The organism is Kocuria sp. GQ42 (genome assembly GCF_059758435.1).
In genome coordinates, this window is sequence record NZ_JCAXEN010000002.1 from 49,532 (window position 1) to 64,535 (window position 15,004).

At 74.1% G+C, this 15,004-nt stretch carries 15 protein-coding genes; 9 read left to right on the forward strand and 6 right to left on the reverse strand.

Features of this window, described 5'->3' with window-relative positions; all coding sequences use genetic code 11:
* Positions 1–5 precede the first annotated feature (5 nt).
* From AC6CH6_RS05750 to AC6CH6_RS05775, 6 genes are all read left to right on the forward strand, one after another.
* Positions 6–335: a DUF3263 domain-containing protein gene (locus AC6CH6_RS05750; RefSeq protein ID WP_498254390.1), complete on the forward strand. Its 330-nt coding sequence runs from the start codon at positions 6–8 to the stop codon at positions 333–335.
* Positions 332–550: a hypothetical protein gene (locus tag AC6CH6_RS05755; RefSeq protein WP_498254391.1), complete on the forward strand. Its 219-nt coding sequence runs from the start codon at positions 332–334 to the stop codon at positions 548–550. The genes AC6CH6_RS05750 and AC6CH6_RS05755 overlap by 4 nt, the downstream gene beginning before the upstream one ends.
* A gap of 112 nt (positions 551–662) precedes the next feature.
* Entirely contained in the window at positions 663–1,262 is a 600-nt protein-coding gene (locus tag AC6CH6_RS05760; RefSeq protein WP_498254392.1) for a GNAT family N-acetyltransferase, read from the forward strand.
* Positions 1,263–1,512: 250 nt separating this feature from the next.
* Entirely contained in the window at positions 1,513–3,144 is a 1,632-nt protein-coding gene (gene groL / locus AC6CH6_RS05765) for a chaperonin GroEL (protein WP_133410673.1), read from the forward strand.
* Between the two features lie 150 nt (positions 3,145–3,294).
* On the forward strand, positions 3,295–4,002 hold the full coding sequence (locus AC6CH6_RS05770) for an MgtC/SapB family protein (RefSeq protein ID WP_498254393.1): 708 nt from the start codon (positions 3,295–3,297) through the stop codon (positions 4,000–4,002).
* Positions 4,003–4,062: 60 nt separating this feature from the next.
* The gene (locus AC6CH6_RS05775; protein WP_498254394.1) at positions 4,063–5,085 is read left to right on the forward strand and encodes an RNase H family protein; all 1,023 of its coding nucleotides are present in this window, start codon (positions 4,063–4,065) and stop codon (positions 5,083–5,085) included.
* A 9-nt stretch (positions 5,086–5,094) separates the two neighbouring features.
* On the opposite strand, the gene AC6CH6_RS05780 is transcribed toward AC6CH6_RS05775, so the two are convergent.
* From AC6CH6_RS05780 to AC6CH6_RS05800, 5 genes are read right to left on the reverse strand one after another with little or no spacing between them, the layout of a single operon-like run.
* Positions 5,095–6,561, reverse strand: a complete 1,467-nt coding sequence (locus AC6CH6_RS05780) for a sensor histidine kinase (protein ID WP_017832746.1) — start codon at positions 6,559–6,561, stop codon at positions 5,095–5,097.
* 12 nt (positions 6,562–6,573) lie between these two features.
* Entirely contained in the window at positions 6,574–7,296 is a 723-nt protein-coding gene (locus AC6CH6_RS05785) for a response regulator transcription factor (RefSeq protein ID WP_017832745.1), read from the reverse strand.
* Positions 7,297–7,332: 36 nt separating this feature from the next.
* Complete coding sequence (locus tag AC6CH6_RS05790) at positions 7,333–9,009, reverse strand: DNA repair helicase XPB (RefSeq protein ID WP_498254395.1); 1,677 nt, start codon at positions 9,007–9,009, stop codon at positions 7,333–7,335.
* On the reverse strand, positions 8,997–11,135 hold the full coding sequence (locus AC6CH6_RS05795) for a helicase-associated domain-containing protein (RefSeq protein WP_498254396.1): 2,139 nt from the start codon (positions 11,133–11,135) through the stop codon (positions 8,997–8,999). The genes AC6CH6_RS05790 and AC6CH6_RS05795 overlap by 13 nt, the downstream gene beginning before the upstream one ends.
* Before the next feature lie 3 nt (positions 11,136–11,138).
* Entirely contained in the window at positions 11,139–11,390 is a 252-nt protein-coding gene (locus AC6CH6_RS05800; protein WP_498254397.1) for a hypothetical protein, read from the reverse strand.
* A gap of 154 nt (positions 11,391–11,544) precedes the next feature.
* Here AC6CH6_RS05800 and AC6CH6_RS05805 point away from each other — a divergent pair, with 154 nt between their 5' ends.
* The 3 genes from AC6CH6_RS05805 to AC6CH6_RS05815 all read left to right on the forward strand — a co-directional run bounded on the left by AC6CH6_RS05805 (position 11,545) and on the right by AC6CH6_RS05815 (position 13,847).
* Positions 11,545–11,928: a cold-shock protein gene (locus tag AC6CH6_RS05805; protein WP_017832742.1), complete on the forward strand. Its 384-nt coding sequence runs from the start codon at positions 11,545–11,547 to the stop codon at positions 11,926–11,928.
* A gap of 81 nt (positions 11,929–12,009) precedes the next feature.
* The gene (locus AC6CH6_RS05810; RefSeq protein WP_498254398.1) at positions 12,010–12,567 is read left to right on the forward strand and encodes a DUF3027 domain-containing protein; all 558 of its coding nucleotides are present in this window, start codon (positions 12,010–12,012) and stop codon (positions 12,565–12,567) included.
* Between the two features lie 59 nt (positions 12,568–12,626).
* Entirely contained in the window at positions 12,627–13,847 is a 1,221-nt protein-coding gene (locus AC6CH6_RS05815) for an MFS transporter (RefSeq protein WP_498254399.1), read from the forward strand.
* On the opposite strand, the gene serC is transcribed toward AC6CH6_RS05815, so the two are convergent.
* Positions 13,844–14,983, reverse strand: a complete 1,140-nt coding sequence (gene serC, locus AC6CH6_RS05820) for a phosphoserine transaminase (protein ID WP_498254400.1) — start codon at positions 14,981–14,983, stop codon at positions 13,844–13,846. The two genes, AC6CH6_RS05815 and serC, sit on opposite strands and share 4 nt — an antisense overlap.
* Positions 14,984–15,004 lie beyond the last annotated feature (21 nt).

The following is a 15,004-nucleotide window of genomic DNA, read 5'->3' on the forward strand; positions in this document are numbered from 1 at the left end:
ACGCGGTGCCCGAGGACGCGGTGCCCGAGGACGCCCGGCCCGACGACGACGCGGCCCTCGGCGCGGAGCCGGTGCCGGACGGGGAGGCCGCCTTCGACGGGGAAGACCCCGGCGAGGAGGCCGGCCTGGACGCCGTGGACCGCGAGATCCTCTCGCTCGAGAACCTGCGGTGGAAGTACCAGGGGGCGAAGGAGATGGAGATCCGCCGCCGCCTGAACCTCTCGCCCACCCACTACTACCAGCGGCTCAACGTCCTGATCGACACCCGCGCCGCCCTCGAGCACGACCCGATGCTCGTGGCCAGGCTGCGCCGGCAGCGAGGAGACCACGGATGACCCAGTACCCGCACGACGAGTTCGACGACGTCCCCGAGGACGGGCCCCGCCAGGGCGCCCACCGCGGTGTCCGGCCGACCGTCCGCGTGGGCGCCCGAGAGCTCACCGCCATCGTCCTGGCCGGGGTGCTGACCCTCGGCGTCGGGGTGTTCTCGTTCCTCAACGCCCCGGGCGAGGTCGCCCCGGCGCCGGGCGCCACGTCCCCGGGGTCCTGAGCCGACCCGGTCCTCGAGGCGTCCCCCGTCGGCTCCGGTCCCGGAGCCCGTCCGCCCCCGACGCCGTTCACCACGACGTCGTTCACCCCCGACGCCACCGGAAGGAACCACCGTGCAGATCGAAGGAAGCCGAGTCCGCGTCCGCGACTGGACCGAGGAGGACCTCGTCGACTACGAGGCGTGGATCATGCCGCCCGCCGGCGGCGGCGAGCACGAGTGGCAGCGCACGGACGGCCCGTTCTACCCGAACTTCACCGCCGAGGGCGCCCAGCGCTGGCTCGGCACCCTCCGGGCGCACGTGACGGCCGGGGACTGGCCGGACCCGCGCGAGACGATGGTGATCGCCGACGCCGCCGACGACCGGTTCATCGGGCAGGTGTCCTGGTACTGGGCGGAGAAGCCCACCGAGGACCCCGGTGACGGCACGCACCTGCTGCCGCTGCGCTCCCTGGGCATCACCGTGTACTCCCCGGAGCACTGGAGCGGCGGCTACGGCACCGAGGCGATGCGCCTGTGGATCGACTACCTCTTCGCCCACTCCGACTCCCACCGCCTCGACCTGGAGACGTGGAGCGGCAACGCGGGCATGTGCCGTGTGGCGGTGAAGCTGGGCTTCACCGAGGAGGCCAGGATCCGCCGGGCCCGCAGGGTCGGCGGCGAGTACTACGACCGGCTGATCTACGGCGTCCTGCGCGAGGAGTGGCAGGGCTGAGCGGAAACGACTCAGGGGTTTGCACTCTCCGGGGACGAGTGCCAAGATTGCGATTAGCACTCAGTCGTGTGGACTGCTAATGGCTCGGTCCCCGGCCCGACCCGGGCAGCCACCGGCACAGGAGTGACACCTCAACCACCACGGTGAGGTGCCGCACGGCGTCGGGAAGAGTCCGCCGTCGTGCGCGCCGTCCGTCGCGGGCACCGTGGAGGTCGACCGTTTGTCTACCGTCCAGGAGGGACGAAGTCACATGGCAAAGATGATTGCTTTCGACGAAGAGGCACGCCGCGGACTCGAGCGGGGCCTGAACACCCTGGCCGACGCCGTCAAGGTCACCCTCGGCCCGCGCGGCCGCAACGTGGTCCTCGAGAAGGCCTGGGGCGCCCCCACGATCACCAACGACGGCGTGTCCATCGCCAAGGAGATCGAGCTCGACGAGCCGTTCGAGAAGATCGGCGCCGAGCTCGTCAAGGAGGTCGCCAAGAAGACCGACGACATCGCCGGCGACGGCACCACCACCGCCACCGTGCTCGCCCAGGCGCTCGTCAAGGAGGGCCTGCGCAACGTGGCCGCCGGCGCCGACCCGCTGAGCCTCAAGCGCGGCATCGAGAAGGCCGTCGCCGCGGTCACCGAGGAGCTGCTGGCCTCCGCCAAGGAGGTCGAGACCGAGGAGCAGATCGCCGCCACGGCGTCGATCTCCGCCGGCGACCCCGAGATCGGCCGCCTCATCGCCCAGGCGATGGAGAAGGTCGGCAAGGAGGGCGTGATCACGGTCGAGGAGTCCAACACCTTCGGGCTGGACCTCGAGCTGACCGAGGGCATGCGCTTCGACAAGGGCTACCTGTCGGGCTACTTCGTCACCGACGCCGACCGCCAGGAGGCCGTCCTCGAGGATCCCTACATCCTCGTGGTCAACTCCAAGATCTCCGCGGTCAAGGACCTGGTCCCCGTGCTCGAGAAGGTCATGCAGGCCGGCAAGCCGCTGCTGATCATCGCCGAGGACGTCGAGGGCGAGGCCCTGGCGCTGCTGGTGCTCAACAAGATGCGCGGCTCCATCAAGTCCGTGGCCGTCAAGGCCCCCGGCTTCGGCGACCGCCGCAAGGCGCAGCTGGCCGACATCGCCATCCTCACCGGTGGCCAGGTCATCACCGAGGAGGTCGGGCTCTCCCTCGAGACCGCCACCGTGGACCTGCTGGGCCAGGCCCGCAAGGTCGTCGTGACCAAGGACGAGACCACCATCGTCGACGGCGCCGGCACCGCCGAGGAGATCGAGGGCCGCGTGGCCCAGATCCGCGCCGAGATCAACAACTCGGACTCGGACTACGACCGCGAGAAGCTGCAGGAGCGCCTGGCCAAGCTGGCCGGCGGCGTGGCCGTCCTCAAGGCCGGTGCCGCCACCGAGGTCGAGCTCAAGGAGCGCAAGCACCGCATCGAGGACGCCGTGCGCAACGCCAAGGCTGCCGTGGAGGAGGGCATCGTCGCCGGCGGCGGCGTGGCCCTGATCCAGGCCGGCCAGAAGGCGTTCGACAAGCTGCAGCTCACCGGCGACGAGGCCACCGGCGCGAACATCGTGAAGGTCGCCATCGACGCCCCGCTGAAGCAGATCGCGATCAACTCGGGCCTCGAGGCCGGCGTTGTCGTGGACAAGGTCCGCGGTCTGCCCCAGGGCCACGGCCTCAACGCCGCGACCGGCGAGTACGAGGACCTGATGGCCGCCGGCATCAACGACCCGGTCAAGGTCACCCGGTCCGCGCTGCAGAACGCGGCGTCCATCGCCGGGCTGTTCCTCACCACCGAGGCCGTCGTCGCCGACAAGCCGGAGCCCGCGGGCGCCGGCGCCGGTGCCGACGACGGCATGGGCGGCATGGGCGGCATGATGTGATCGACGGCTGACCCGTCGAGCGTGCCCAGCACGCATCCGGCACGGGCCGGGCACCTCGCGGAGGTGCCCGGCCCGTCGTCGTCCCGCACGTGGTGCCGCGGGGCCGGAAGTGGTGTTCAATCGTGAGCACCAGCTGCCGGAGGAGGAGCCGTGGACGTCGTCGTGTGGGACGCGGTCCCCGTCCAGATCGCGCTCGTGCTGATCGCCTTCGGCCTCACCTCGCTGGTGGGCCTCGAACGGCGGCTGCGGCGCAAGAGCGCCGGGCTGCGCACGCACGCCCTGGTCGGCACCGGGTCGGCGGTGTTCTCCCTCGTGTCCGCCTACGGCTTCGGTGTCCTGCCCGGCATCGACGCCGGTCCCGACCCCTCCCGCGTGGCGGCGCAGATCATCACGGGCATCGGCTTCCTGGGCGCGGGCGTGATCTTCACGAACCGGGACGTGGTGCACGGCCTGACGACGGCCGCGAGCATCTGGCTCTCCGCGGCCATCGGGATGGCCTGCGGGGCCGGGCTCGTGCCGCTCGCGGTCGTCGCCACGGGCCTGCACTTCGTCTCCGCGATCCTGCTGACCCCGCTCTCCCGCCGCCTGCCCGGGATGGTGGCCCCGCAGGGACTCCGGCTGCGCTACGAGGACGGGCACGGCGTGCTGCGGGAGGTCCTGACGGTGGTCGACGAACTGCAGCTGAGCGCCTCCGTGGTCTCGAGCCGGACGGTCGAGGGCCCCGAGGGCACCGAGGTGGAGCTGCTCCTGCGGCTCGAGGGCAAGACGGACCTGCGCACGGCGGCCGTGCAACTGTCGAGGGTCGCCGGGGTGCGCGACGTCGCCCAGCAACAGCTGGAGCAGGAGCCCGGCGACTGAGCCGGCGGCACACAGGACCCGTGGCGCACGGCGTCCGGGCGCCGTGAAAAGATGAGTGCCATGACGATCACTGCTGCCGCCGACGGCTCCGCGCTGGGCAATCCCGGTCCCGCGGGATGGGCCTGGTACATCGACGACAACACCTGGCGGGCCGGCGGGTGGCCGCACGGCACCAACAACATGGGCGAGCTCAAGGCCGTCCTGGACCTGCTCGAGGCCACGGCCCACCGCCCCGACGAGCCCCTGCGGGTGCTGTGCGACAGCCAGTACGTCATCAACTCGATCACGAAGTGGATGCCCGGCTGGAAGAAGAAGGGCTGGAAGAAGAGGGACGGCAAGCCCGTCCTCAACGTGGAGCTCATGAAGGCCCTGGACGCCGCGATGGCGGGCCGCGACGTGCACTTCGAGTGGGTCAAGGGCCACGCCGGCCACGAGCTCAACGAGGCCGCCGACGTCCGTGCCCGGGCCGTGGCCACGGCGTTCCAGACCGGGCGCCCCGCGCCCGAGGGGCCCGGTTTCGACGGCGCCGACCGGCACCCGGACGGCGAGGGCCCCCGAACCCCGGCCCGGGAGCTGCTGGACGCCCCGGAGCCGGTGGACGCCCCGGAGCCGGTGGACGCCCCGGAGCAGGGGGAGGACACGGATCCCGGCGCGTTCGAGGACCGGCACGACCCCGATCTGCTGAGCGAGCTGCTCGCCCACGAGGAGGAGCTGGCCCGCGGCCGGACGGCGGGGGAGACCGTCCAGGAGCTCGAGCGGGACCTGCTCCGCCCGGAGGTCAGGGCGGACCCGGGCCGGCTGGGCCAGCTGCTGCACGAGGCCTTCGCCGAGGTCGGGGCCTCGGGGTCGTGGCGCTCCCGGGCGGACGTCCTCGACCGGCTGCCCCGCGAACCGGGGCTCGGCGCGGTGGACGTGCACGTGCTGGAGGCCACCGAACTCGGCGCCGCGGCCGTGCACCTGGTCTACCGGCTCACGGCGGGGGACCGCACGAGCCTGCGCAGCTCCCTGTGGGTCCGGGAGGACTCCCGCAACGAGCTGGGGCCCTGGCAGCTGCGCTTCCACCAGGGCACCGACGAGTCCTGACGGGCCCGCTCACACCTCCGGGGCGTCGTCGGCGGGCTCGATGCCCGGCACGCGCACGGTCATCGTCGCCCCGCCGCCGGGGGTCTCGGTGAGCCGCACCGTCCCGTCGTGCTGCTGGACGATCGCGGCCACGATGGACAGCCCCAGCCCCGTCCCGCCGGTCTCGCGCGTGCGGGAGGAGTCGGCCCGGTAGAAGCGCTCGAAGACGCGCTCCGCGTCCTCGCCCTGGATGCCCGGGCCGTGGTCGCGCACCTGCAGGACGGCGTTGAAGGAGTCGTCGACCGAGCGCTCCACGCCCACCGCGATCTCGATCGGCGTGCCCTCCGGGGTGTAGCGCAGGGCGTTGGTCACGAGGTTCGCCACGACCTGGCGCAGCCGGAACTCGTCGCCGTGCACCCATGCCGAGACCGGGCCCCCGCCCCCCAGGCCGCCGACCTCGATCCGCCGGTCGGGGGCGGAGGCGCGGGCGTCCCCGGCCGCGTCGAACGCGAGGTGGAGCAGGTCCACGTCGACGTTCTCGGCGGGCCGCCGCTCGTCGAGGCGCGCGAGCATCAGCAGGTCCTCCACGAGCTGCGTCATCCGCTTCGCCTCCGACTCGATCCGGGACATCGCCCCGGCCACGTCCTCGGGCTCCTGTAGGGCGCCGTGCCGGTAGAGCTCCGAGTAGCCCCGGATGGTCACCAGGGGCGTGCGCAGCTCGTGGGAGGCGTCGGCCACGAACCGCCGCAGCTTGGTCTCGGACCGGGTGCGGGCGTCGAAGGCGTCCTCGATGTGGCCGAGCATCGCGTTGAGCGACGCCGAGAGCTGGCCGATCTCGGTCTGCCGGTTGTAGCCCTCCATGCGCTGGGAGAGGTCGCCCTCGGCGATCCGGGCGGCGGTCTGCTCCACCCGGTGCAGGGGCGCGAACGCCCGGGTGACCAGGATCCAGCCGACCGCCATGGCCGCGAACAGGGTCGCCACCCCGAAGCTCAGCGTCAGGAGGGTCACCGCGCTGAGCATCGCGTTCATGTCGTCGAGCGGCTCGGCGACCGCCACCACGAGGTTCAGCCGTTCCGTCTCGGCCGCGACCACCCGCCACCGGCGGTCCGGGGCGTCCACGGAGCCCACGGTCGTCGGCTCGAAGGGGTTCTCCCGCACGTGCTCGAGGTCGACCTGCGACAGGTCCGGCCGCCGCTCGAGCACGCCCTCCGGGGTGTGCACCGCCTCGGCGAGGGTCTCGCCGTCGGCGTCGAGCAGGAACCCGGCGTGCGGCACCTGGACGCCCTGCGCCCCGCCCATGTCGGCGACCAGCACCGTGGAGACCGGCCGGACGGAGTCCCGCAGCCCGCGGTCGATGTCGTTCAGGAGCGAGGTGCGCAGCACCGAGATCGCCACGAAGCTCGTCACCAGGATGGACAGCGCCAGGAGCAGGCCTGTGAGCACCATGAGCTGCGAGCGCAGCGATGCCGAGCGCCACCGGGAGGACAGGGTGTGCATCCCGGGACCGGGTCAGTGGTTCTTGTGCTGGGAGCGCAGGAGGTAGCCGACGCCGCGCTTGGTGTGGATCAGCGGGGGCAGCTCCGGGTCGTTGTCGATCTTGCGGCGCAGGTAGGAGATGTAGGACTCCACGATCGAGGCGTCCCCGTTGAAGTCGTACTCCCACACGTGGTCGAGGATCTGCGCCTTGGACAGCACCCGGTTCGGGTTGAGCATGAGGTAGCGCAGCAGCTTGAACTCGGTGGGGGACAGGTCGATCTCCCGCTCGCCCCGGAACACCTCGTGCGCGTCGTCGTCGAGGACCAGGTCGTCCACGCGCAGCCGGGAGTCGTCCTCCTCGGCGGGCTGCGTGCGGCGCAGGACCGCGCGGATGCGGGCGACGACCTCGTCGAGGCTGAAGGGCTTGGTGACGTAGTCGTCGCCGCCCACGGTCAGACCGGTGACCTTGTCCTCGGTCTCGTCCTTCGCCGTGAGGAAGAGGATGGGGAAGTGCTGCCCGGACGCGCGCAGCTTGCGGGTCACGGTGAAGCCGTCCATGTCCGGGAGCATGACGTCGAGCACCGCGAGGTCCGGGTTCTCGGACTCCGCCTTGGCCAGGGCGTCACGGCCGTTGGCGGCGGTGACCACCTCGAAGCCGGCGAAGCGCAGGGACGTGGCCAGCAGCTCGAGGATGTTGGGCTCGTCGTCGACGACGAGCAGTTTCGCTTCGGGGTTGTCGTTCTTCACGCCGCCCATTTTCTCGGAACACCCTGAACGCCGCCTGAACGGCGCTCACCGGTCCTCGGGGAGTTCGCCGGGGGCCTCGACGGCGGCGGCGTCGACGATCCGGTAGGCGTAGCCCTGCTCCGCGAGGAAGCGGCGGCGCCGGGCCGCGTAGTCGGCGTCCACGGTGTCGCGGGCCACCACGGTGTAGAAGGTCGCCGGGCGGCCGTCGTGCTTGGGCCGCAGCAGCCGGCCCAGGCGCTGCGCCTCCTCCTGGCGCGAGCCGAAGGCCCCCGAGACCTGCACGGCGACCGAGGCCTCCGGCAGGTCCACCGAGAAGTTCGCGACCTTGGAGACCACGAGCACCGGCAGCTCCCCGGTCCGGAACGCGGCGAAGAGCTTCTCCCGCCGGGCCGTGCCGGTGCTGCCGTTGAGCACCGGGGCGGCCAGCAGCGCGCCCAGCTCGTCGAGCTGGTCCAGGAACTGCCCGATCACGAGCACCGGCTCCCCGCGGTGGCGCGCCACGAGCCGGGCCACGACGTCGAGCTTGTGCGCGGAGGACGAGGCGAGGCGGTGCCGGTCGGCGTCCTCCGCGGAGGCGTAGGCCATCCGGTCCGCGAGGGGCAGCTCCACCCGGACCTCGACGCAGTCGGCGGGGGCGATGTGGCCCTGGGCCTCGATCTCCCGCCACGGCGCGTCGTAGCGCTTCGGGCCGATGAGGGAGAACACCTCGCCCTCGCGGTGGTCCTCGCGCACCAGGGTGGCCGTCAGGCCCAGCCGGCGCCGCGCCTGCAGCTCGGCGGTCATCCGGAACACGGGGGCGGGCAGCAGGTGCACCTCGTCGTAGACGATCAGCCCCCAGTCGTGCCCGTCGAGCAGCTCCAGGTGCGGGTGGATCCCGCCGCGGCGCGCCGTCAGCACCTGGTAGGTGGCGATCGTCACCGGGCGGACCTCCTTGACGGCCCCGGAGTACTCGCCGATCTCGTCCTCCGTCAGGGTGGTCCGGCGCAGCAGCTCGGCCTTCCACTGCCGCGCCGAGACCGTGCTCGTGACCAGGACGAGCGTCGTCGTCGAGCTCGCGGCCATCACCCCGGCGCCCACCAGCGTCTTGCCCGCGCCGCACGGCAGGACGACGACGCCGCTGCCGCCCGCCCAGAAGTTCTCCACCGCGTGGCGCTGGTAGGGGCGCAGAGCCCATGCCTCGCCCGTCAGGGGGTCCGTCTCCGTCAGGGCGACGGGGTGGGGCGTGCCGTCCACGTAGCCGGCCCGGTCCTCCGCCGGCCATCCCACGGTGAGCAGCAGCTGCTTGAGCTGGCCGCGGGCGCTCGCGTGCACCACCGTGGTGGCGCCGTCGATGCGGGGACCGAGCAGCGGGGCGATCTTCCGGTGCCGGGCGATCTCCTCCAGGACGGGGGCGTCGTGGCAGCGCAGCACGAGCCCGTGCACCGCGTCCTGCTCGAGCACCAGGCGGCCGTAGCGGGACATCGTCTCGTCGATGTCCAGGAGCAGGGCGTGGGGGACCGGGAAGCGGGAACGGGTGAGGAGGACGTCGAGCACCTGCTCGGCGTCCAGCCCGGCGGCCCGGGCGTTCCACAGGCCCAGCGGGGTGATGCGGTAGGTGTGCACGTGCTCCGGGGCGCGCTCGAGCTCCGCGAAGGCCGCCAGCTCCCGCCGGGCGTCGTCGGCGTCCTCGTGGTCGAGCTCGAGCAGCACGGTCCGGTCGCTCTGGACGATCAGGGGTCCCACGGGGCGGCTCCTCCGCTGTCGGTCGGGTCGTCGATCAGGTCCTCGGCCGGGTCCTCGGCCGGGTCGTCCGGCGGGCGCCGCGCGCGGTCCCGGCCGGTGAGCCGGTCCACCAGGTCCTCGATCTCCTCCGCGGAGGGGACGGGCAGGCGCGGGGCGGGCACCTCGAGCAGCAGGGTCGGGTCCGCGGCGGGGACCTGCGGCGCGGGCTCCACGGGGGCGACGTCGAGGGCCGGCTCCGTGCCGGTGGCCCGGACGGCCGCCGCGAGCTCCCGGAGCCCGCCCTCCCGGCCGGCGGGTCCCCGGCGCCGGCCGGGGGCCTCCTCCCCGGCGTCGACCACGAGCACGCCGGGAGCGGGCCGGCGCAGCCGCCGCCCCGCGAGGTCCGGGGAGCCGGCGAGCGCCTCCAGCAGCTCCTCCTCGCCGGTGAGCACCCAGTCCGCCCGGGTGATCCGGATCCGCCCGTGCCCCCGGCCGGCCTCCTCGACCAGGTAGGCCAGGGCCTGGGGCACCGGGCCCCGGCCGTGCTCCTCGAGCCAGGCCAGGATCGAGGGCGGCGTCCAGCCGGCGTCGAGCGCCCGGTGCAGGGAGCGCTCGCTGAAGCGGTGCCGCGGGACCGGCCCGTGGCCCTCCGGCTCCGCCAGCCGGTCGAGGGCGCGCGCCACGTCCGGGGCGAGGTGGCCCGTGGCCGTCGCCGTGAGGTCGCTCTGCAGCAGCACCGTCCGCGAGGGCGCGGGCAGCCACCCGGCCACGGAGCGGACGGCGTCCTCGGGCCGGTCCTCCGCGAGCGCCCGGCCGGGCTCGGTGAGGGCGTCGGCGCCCACCAGGCCGAGCTCGGCGGCCTCCGTCAGCATCCCCGGGCCCCACCGGTCCAGGGCGCGGGCCAGCCGCGGGCGCCGCCAGCGGGCGAGCGCCAGCACGTCCTCGGGGCCGTGGCCCCCCGGCGCCCGCTCCGCGAGCTCGGCGTGGGCGGCCAGCAGCGCCCGGCGCACCACCGGGGCCTCCGGGGCGTGGGTGCCGCGGGTGAGGACCCCGACGACCGTGCCGTCCGCGAGGGGCAGGCCCACCGCGGAGGGGACGACGTCGGAGGCCAGCCACGACCGGACCACGTGCCACCACTGGTCGGCGCGCTCGGCGTCCTCGAAGGGCGCCGGCGCGGGGCGCCAGGCCGAGGTGTCCGGGTCCAGCCGCACGAGCCCGGCCAGTTCGCCCAGACCGAGGAGCCGGACGAGCTCGGGGTGCTCGATCCCGAGGGCGGAGCGCAGCCGGCGCAGCTCGCGCACGCCGATCCCGCCCGCCCGCAGGGTGGTCAGCGGGCGGGCCCGCAGCTCGGCGCGCAGGGCCGCGGTCCGGCGCAGCAGCTGCTCGACCGCCGCCGCGGCGGCGTTGTCCCGCAGCCGGTCGGGCACCCGGAGGGCCGGCCCGACCGGCGGCTCCGGGGAGGTCGCGGCCCACGGGTCGGGCCCGCGCAGGAGCAGCCCGATCTCCCTCGGGAGCTCCACGTGGCGGGGGTCCACGGGGAGGAGGACGCCGTGGGCCAGGAGCCAGTCGACGGGCCGGGCGCCGGCGTCGACGGCCGGGTCGACACGGCGCAGGGCGTCCGGCAGAGCGCCCACGGGACGGGAGCGGAACCGCTCGAGGACCTCCCGCGCGGGGGCGGGCCACTGCGCGAGGTCCTCGGCGGTGCGCGGCAGGGCCGCGGCCCCCGCCGCGTCCGGTGCCCCGCCGCGCAGCCGGGCGGCGAGGGTGGCGAGCACCGGCCGCGGACGGCCCAGACCCGCCGGATGGCGGCCGAGGGCCTCCGCCAGGCCGGGCACGAGCCGGAGCGCGTCGTCGTCCCGGTGGACCAGGCCCAGACGGTGCAGCCGGTCCCAGGGCGGGCCGGCCAGCAGCCGCTCGGCGGGATCCTCCGGCGGGCCCAGCAGCACGGCGCGCTCGACGGCGTCCAGCTCGGGCCGGGAGAGGGCGTCGAGGGCCCGGCGCAGCCCCGCCCGGGACAGCAGGGCCTCGGCGAGGTCCTCGAGGGACTCCGTGCCCGGGCGCGCGGCGTCGGGCCGGGCGGCGAGCAGCTCGCCCAGCTCGGCGGGGGAGCGGGACGCGAGATCCCGGAGCAGCCCGTCCGGGAGCACGGATCAGGCCCGGCGGCGGCGCAGCAGGGAGCGCACGAGGACCGCGCAGAACAGCAGGAAGGCCACCGGGAACGCGAACCACGGCACCACGGTGAGCCCGTCCCAGGGGTCCGCTCCGACGGCCGTGAGCACGAGCAGCAGGGCGAGGCACACGGCGCACACCAGGCCGAGCACGACCGCGGAGACGCCGAGGACGTCGATCCCGGGGCGTCGGGCTGTGGGGTGCGCGGGCGCACGGTCGTCGGAGACAGGCATGGCTCCAGGGTACCGAGCGCAACGGTGTGCCGCTGACCGCGCCCCGGCGGTCCCCGCCCCCGGAGCAGGGCTAGAATGGGAGGTTCCACAGGGTGGCTCGGCGGCAGGGACCGACGGGCCGCCCCTCCACGAACACGAGGACGAGGGAGACAGCGTGCCCACCGGCAAGGTCAAGTGGTTCGATGCGAAGAAGGGCTTCGGCTTCCTGGCGGCCGACGACGGCCAGGAAGTGTTCCTGCCCTCCTCGGCGCTGCCCTCCGGTGCCACCACGGTGAAGCCGGGCACGCGGATGGAGTTCGGGGTGGCCCAGGGCCGGCGCGGCGCGCAGGCGCTCTCCGTCCGGATCCTCGACCGGACCCCGTCGGTTGCGAAGAACGTCCGCAAGCCCGCCGACGAGATGGCGGTCATCACGGAGGACCTCATCAAGCTCCTGGACGAGATGTCCAACGGGCTGCACCGGGGCCGCTACCCGGACTCCGCGCACGGGAAGAAGATCGCCGCCATCCTGCGCACGGTGGCCGACAACCTGGACGTCTGAGGCCGCCGCGCCGTTGCCGTCCACCGATCCCGAGCACCCACCCGCCGGCCCCCGCCGGCACCCACACGAGGGAGACCAGCAGTGACCGAGGAGACCGTCCAGGACGCGCCCGCCGAGGCCGTGCCGCCGGCGCCCGAGCAGGCGGCACCGGTGGCAGCGGCGCCCCGCCGCCGCCGGGCCCCGAAGCAGGACCCCCTGCTCGTGGCCGACGTCGCCACGGCGCGCGCCGGGGTGGAGCAGATCGCGGAGCCCTCGCAGATCGGCGCCGGTCACCGTGTGACGGTGGAGGAGGACCGGCTGGTCGTCCACCACTTCGAGTGCACGCTGCCCGGGTACCGGGGCTGGAACTGGTTCGCGAGCCTGGCCCGCGCCCCGCGCAGCAAGGCGGTGACGGTCTGCGAGGTCGGCCTGCTGCCGGGGGAGGACGCCCTGCTGGCGCCCGAGTGGGTCCCGTGGTCCGCCCGCGTCAGCGCCGAGGAGAAGGCCCAGGAGGAGCAGGACCGGGCCGAGGACGAGGCCGGGGAGAACGCGGCGGCCGGCGGGTCCGAGGGCTCCGGCGGCGTCTCCGACGGCGAGCCGGCGTCCGGTGACCAAGCCGAGGACAGGCCGGTCCCGCCGCAGGAGGGCGAGGGGCTCTGACCGCTCCGCCGGGGCCGGGGACCGCGAGGACGGACGAGGCCCCGGAGCCCGCGCGCGGGATGTTCCGGTCCTTCCGGTTCCGCAACTACCGGCTGTGGTTCCTGGGTGCGCTCGTGTCCAACATCGGCACGTGGATGCAGCGCACGGCCCAGTCGTGGCTGGTCTTCGACGAGCTCTCGGACCACGACGCCACCGCCATGGGCGTGGTGACGGCCCTGCAGTTCCTGCCCCAGCTCTTCCTCGCGCCCTGGGCCGGCGTGCTCGCGGACCGGCTCGACCGGCGGCGCCTGCTGCTGTGGACCCAGACGGCCATGGCGGTGCTGGCGGCCGGTCTGGGGGCGCTGGTCCTGGCCGACGCGGCCACCCTGTGGCACGTCTACGGCTTCGCCCTCGCCCTGGGCGTCGTCTCCACCCTCGACGCCCCCGTGCGCCAGACCTTCGTCTCGGAGATGGTCGACGACGCCTATCTCTCCAACGCCGTGGCCCTGAACGCGACCTCGTTCAACGCCGCGCGGATGATCGGGCCCGCCGTGGCCGGCGTGCTCGTGGCCTCCATCGGCTCGGGCTGGGTGTTCCTCCTCAACACGCTGACCTTCGGCGCGATGCTCGCCGCCGTCCTGGCGATCCGCGCCGACGAGCTGCGCGGGATGCCGCGCTCCGGCCGGGGGCGGGGCCAGATCCGGGAGGGACTGGCCTACGTGGCCGGCCGCCCCGACATCGTGGCGGTGCTGGTCACCATCTTCCTCATCGGCACCTTCGGGCTGAACTTCGCGGTCTTCCTGGCCGCCATGGCCGGACCCGAGTTCGGCCGGGGATCGGAGACCTTCGGGCTGCTCAACTCGGTGCTCGCGGTCGGCACGGTGGCCGGGGCCCTGCTCTCGGCCCGGCGCCGCAGCGCCCGGCTGCGCTACGTCTACGGGGGCAGCGCCGTCTTCGCCCTCAGTTGCCTGGGCGCGGCGACGGCGCCCACCCTGCCGCTGTTCGCGCTGTGGCTGGTCCCCTGCGGGCTGTCCTCCCTGACCATCATGACCACCGCCAACGCGTACGTGCAGTCCACCACCTCGCCGGTGATGCGCGGACGCGTCATGAGCCTCTACATGGCCATCTTCATGGGCGGCACCCCGATCGGGGCGCCGGTCGTCGGCTGGATCACCGACGCCCTCGGGGCGCGCTGGGGCATGGGGGTCGCCGTGGCGGCGGGTCTCGGCGGGGCCCTGGTGGGCTTCGCCGTCTGGCTGCGGCTGCGGGCGGAGCGCTCCGCGCCCGAGAACTCCGGCTAGCGCCCGGCTCCTCCGCGGAGCTGCTCGACGACGTGGTCCACGCAGGCCAGCAGCCGGGCGACGTCGTCGGGCTCGATGGAGACGAACGTGGCGATCCGCAGCTGGTTGCGCCCCAGCTTGCGGTAGGGCTCGACGTCGACCACGCCGTGGGCGCGCAGGACCGCCGCGACGGCCACCGCGTCCACGGAGCCGTCGAAGTCCACGGTGGTGATCACGGTGGAGCGGTCCTCGGGGCGGGCCACGAACGGGGACGCGAAGGACGAGGCCTCGGCCCACCCGTAGACGAGGTCCGAAGAGGCCTTCGTGCGGGCCGCGGCCCAGGTCATGCCGCCCTGGTCGTTGAGCCAGCGGACCTGTTCGTCGAGCATCACCAGCGTGGCCAGGGCCGGGGTGTTGTAGGTCTGGTTCTTCCGGGAGTTCTCGAGCGCCGTGGTCAGCCGCAGGAAGTCGGGGATCCACCGCCCGGAGGCGCCGATCCGCTCGATCCGCTCGATCGCCGCGGGGGAGAACGCGCCCAGCCACAGTCCGCCGTCCGAGCCGAAGTTCTTCTGCGGGGAGAAGTAGTAGACGTCCGCCGCGGCCACCTCCGCGGCCATCCCCCCGGCGGCCGAGGTCGCGTCCACCAGCACCAGCGCGTCGTCCGCGATCCCGGAGGGCCGGTGCACGGGCGCGGCGACACCGGTGGAGGTCTCGTTCTGGGGCCACGCGTAGACGTCCACGCCCTCCTCCGCCCGGGCCTCCGGGCGGGTGCCGGGGGCGGACTCCACGATCGAGGAGGCCTCCAGGAACGGTGCGCCGTCGGTGGCCTGGGCGAACTTCGCGCCGAACTCCCCGAACACCAGGTGCTGGGCCCTCCGCTCGACCAGCCCGAACGCGGCGGCGTCCCAGAACGCGGTGGCCCCGCCCAGGCCCAGGAGCACCTCGTGGCCGGCGGGCAGGCCGAGGAACTGCGCGAGGCCCTCGCGCACCGAGCCCACGAGCTCCTGCACCGGCGCCTGGCGGTGGGAGGTGCCGAGCAGGCTGGCCCCGGCGCGCGACACGGCCTCGACCTGTGCCGGGCGGATCTTGGAGGGGCCGGCGCCGAAGCGGCCGTCGGCGGGCAGCAGGTGCTGGGGGATGGTGACGTGTGCGGGCAACGGGCGCTCCCTCGTGGGTGA

What these genes read in the sequence shown, in the direction of transcription:
- AC6CH6_RS05755 (WP_498254391.1), top strand. Translation starts at nt 332, where the DNA reads ATGACCCAGTACCCGCACGACGAGTTCGACGACGTCCCCGAGGACGGG.
- groL (WP_133410673.1), top strand. Translation starts at nt 1,513, where the DNA reads ATGGCAAAGATGATTGCTTTCGACGAAGAGGCACGCCGCGGACTCGAG.
- AC6CH6_RS05775 (WP_498254394.1), top strand. Translation starts at nt 4,063, where the DNA reads ATGACGATCACTGCTGCCGCCGACGGCTCCGCGCTGGGCAATCCCGGT.
- AC6CH6_RS05780 (WP_017832746.1), bottom strand. Translation starts at nt 6,561, where the DNA reads ATGCACACCCTGTCCTCCCGGTGGCGCTCGGCATCGCTGCGCTCGCAG.
- AC6CH6_RS05785 (WP_017832745.1), bottom strand. Translation starts at nt 7,296, where the DNA reads ATGGGCGGCGTGAAGAACGACAACCCCGAAGCGAAACTGCTCGTCGTC.
- AC6CH6_RS05800 (WP_498254397.1), bottom strand. Translation starts at nt 11,390, where the DNA reads ATGCCTGTCTCCGACGACCGTGCGCCCGCGCACCCCACAGCCCGACGC.
- AC6CH6_RS05815 (WP_498254399.1), top strand. Translation starts at nt 12,627, where the DNA reads ATGTTCCGGTCCTTCCGGTTCCGCAACTACCGGCTGTGGTTCCTGGGT.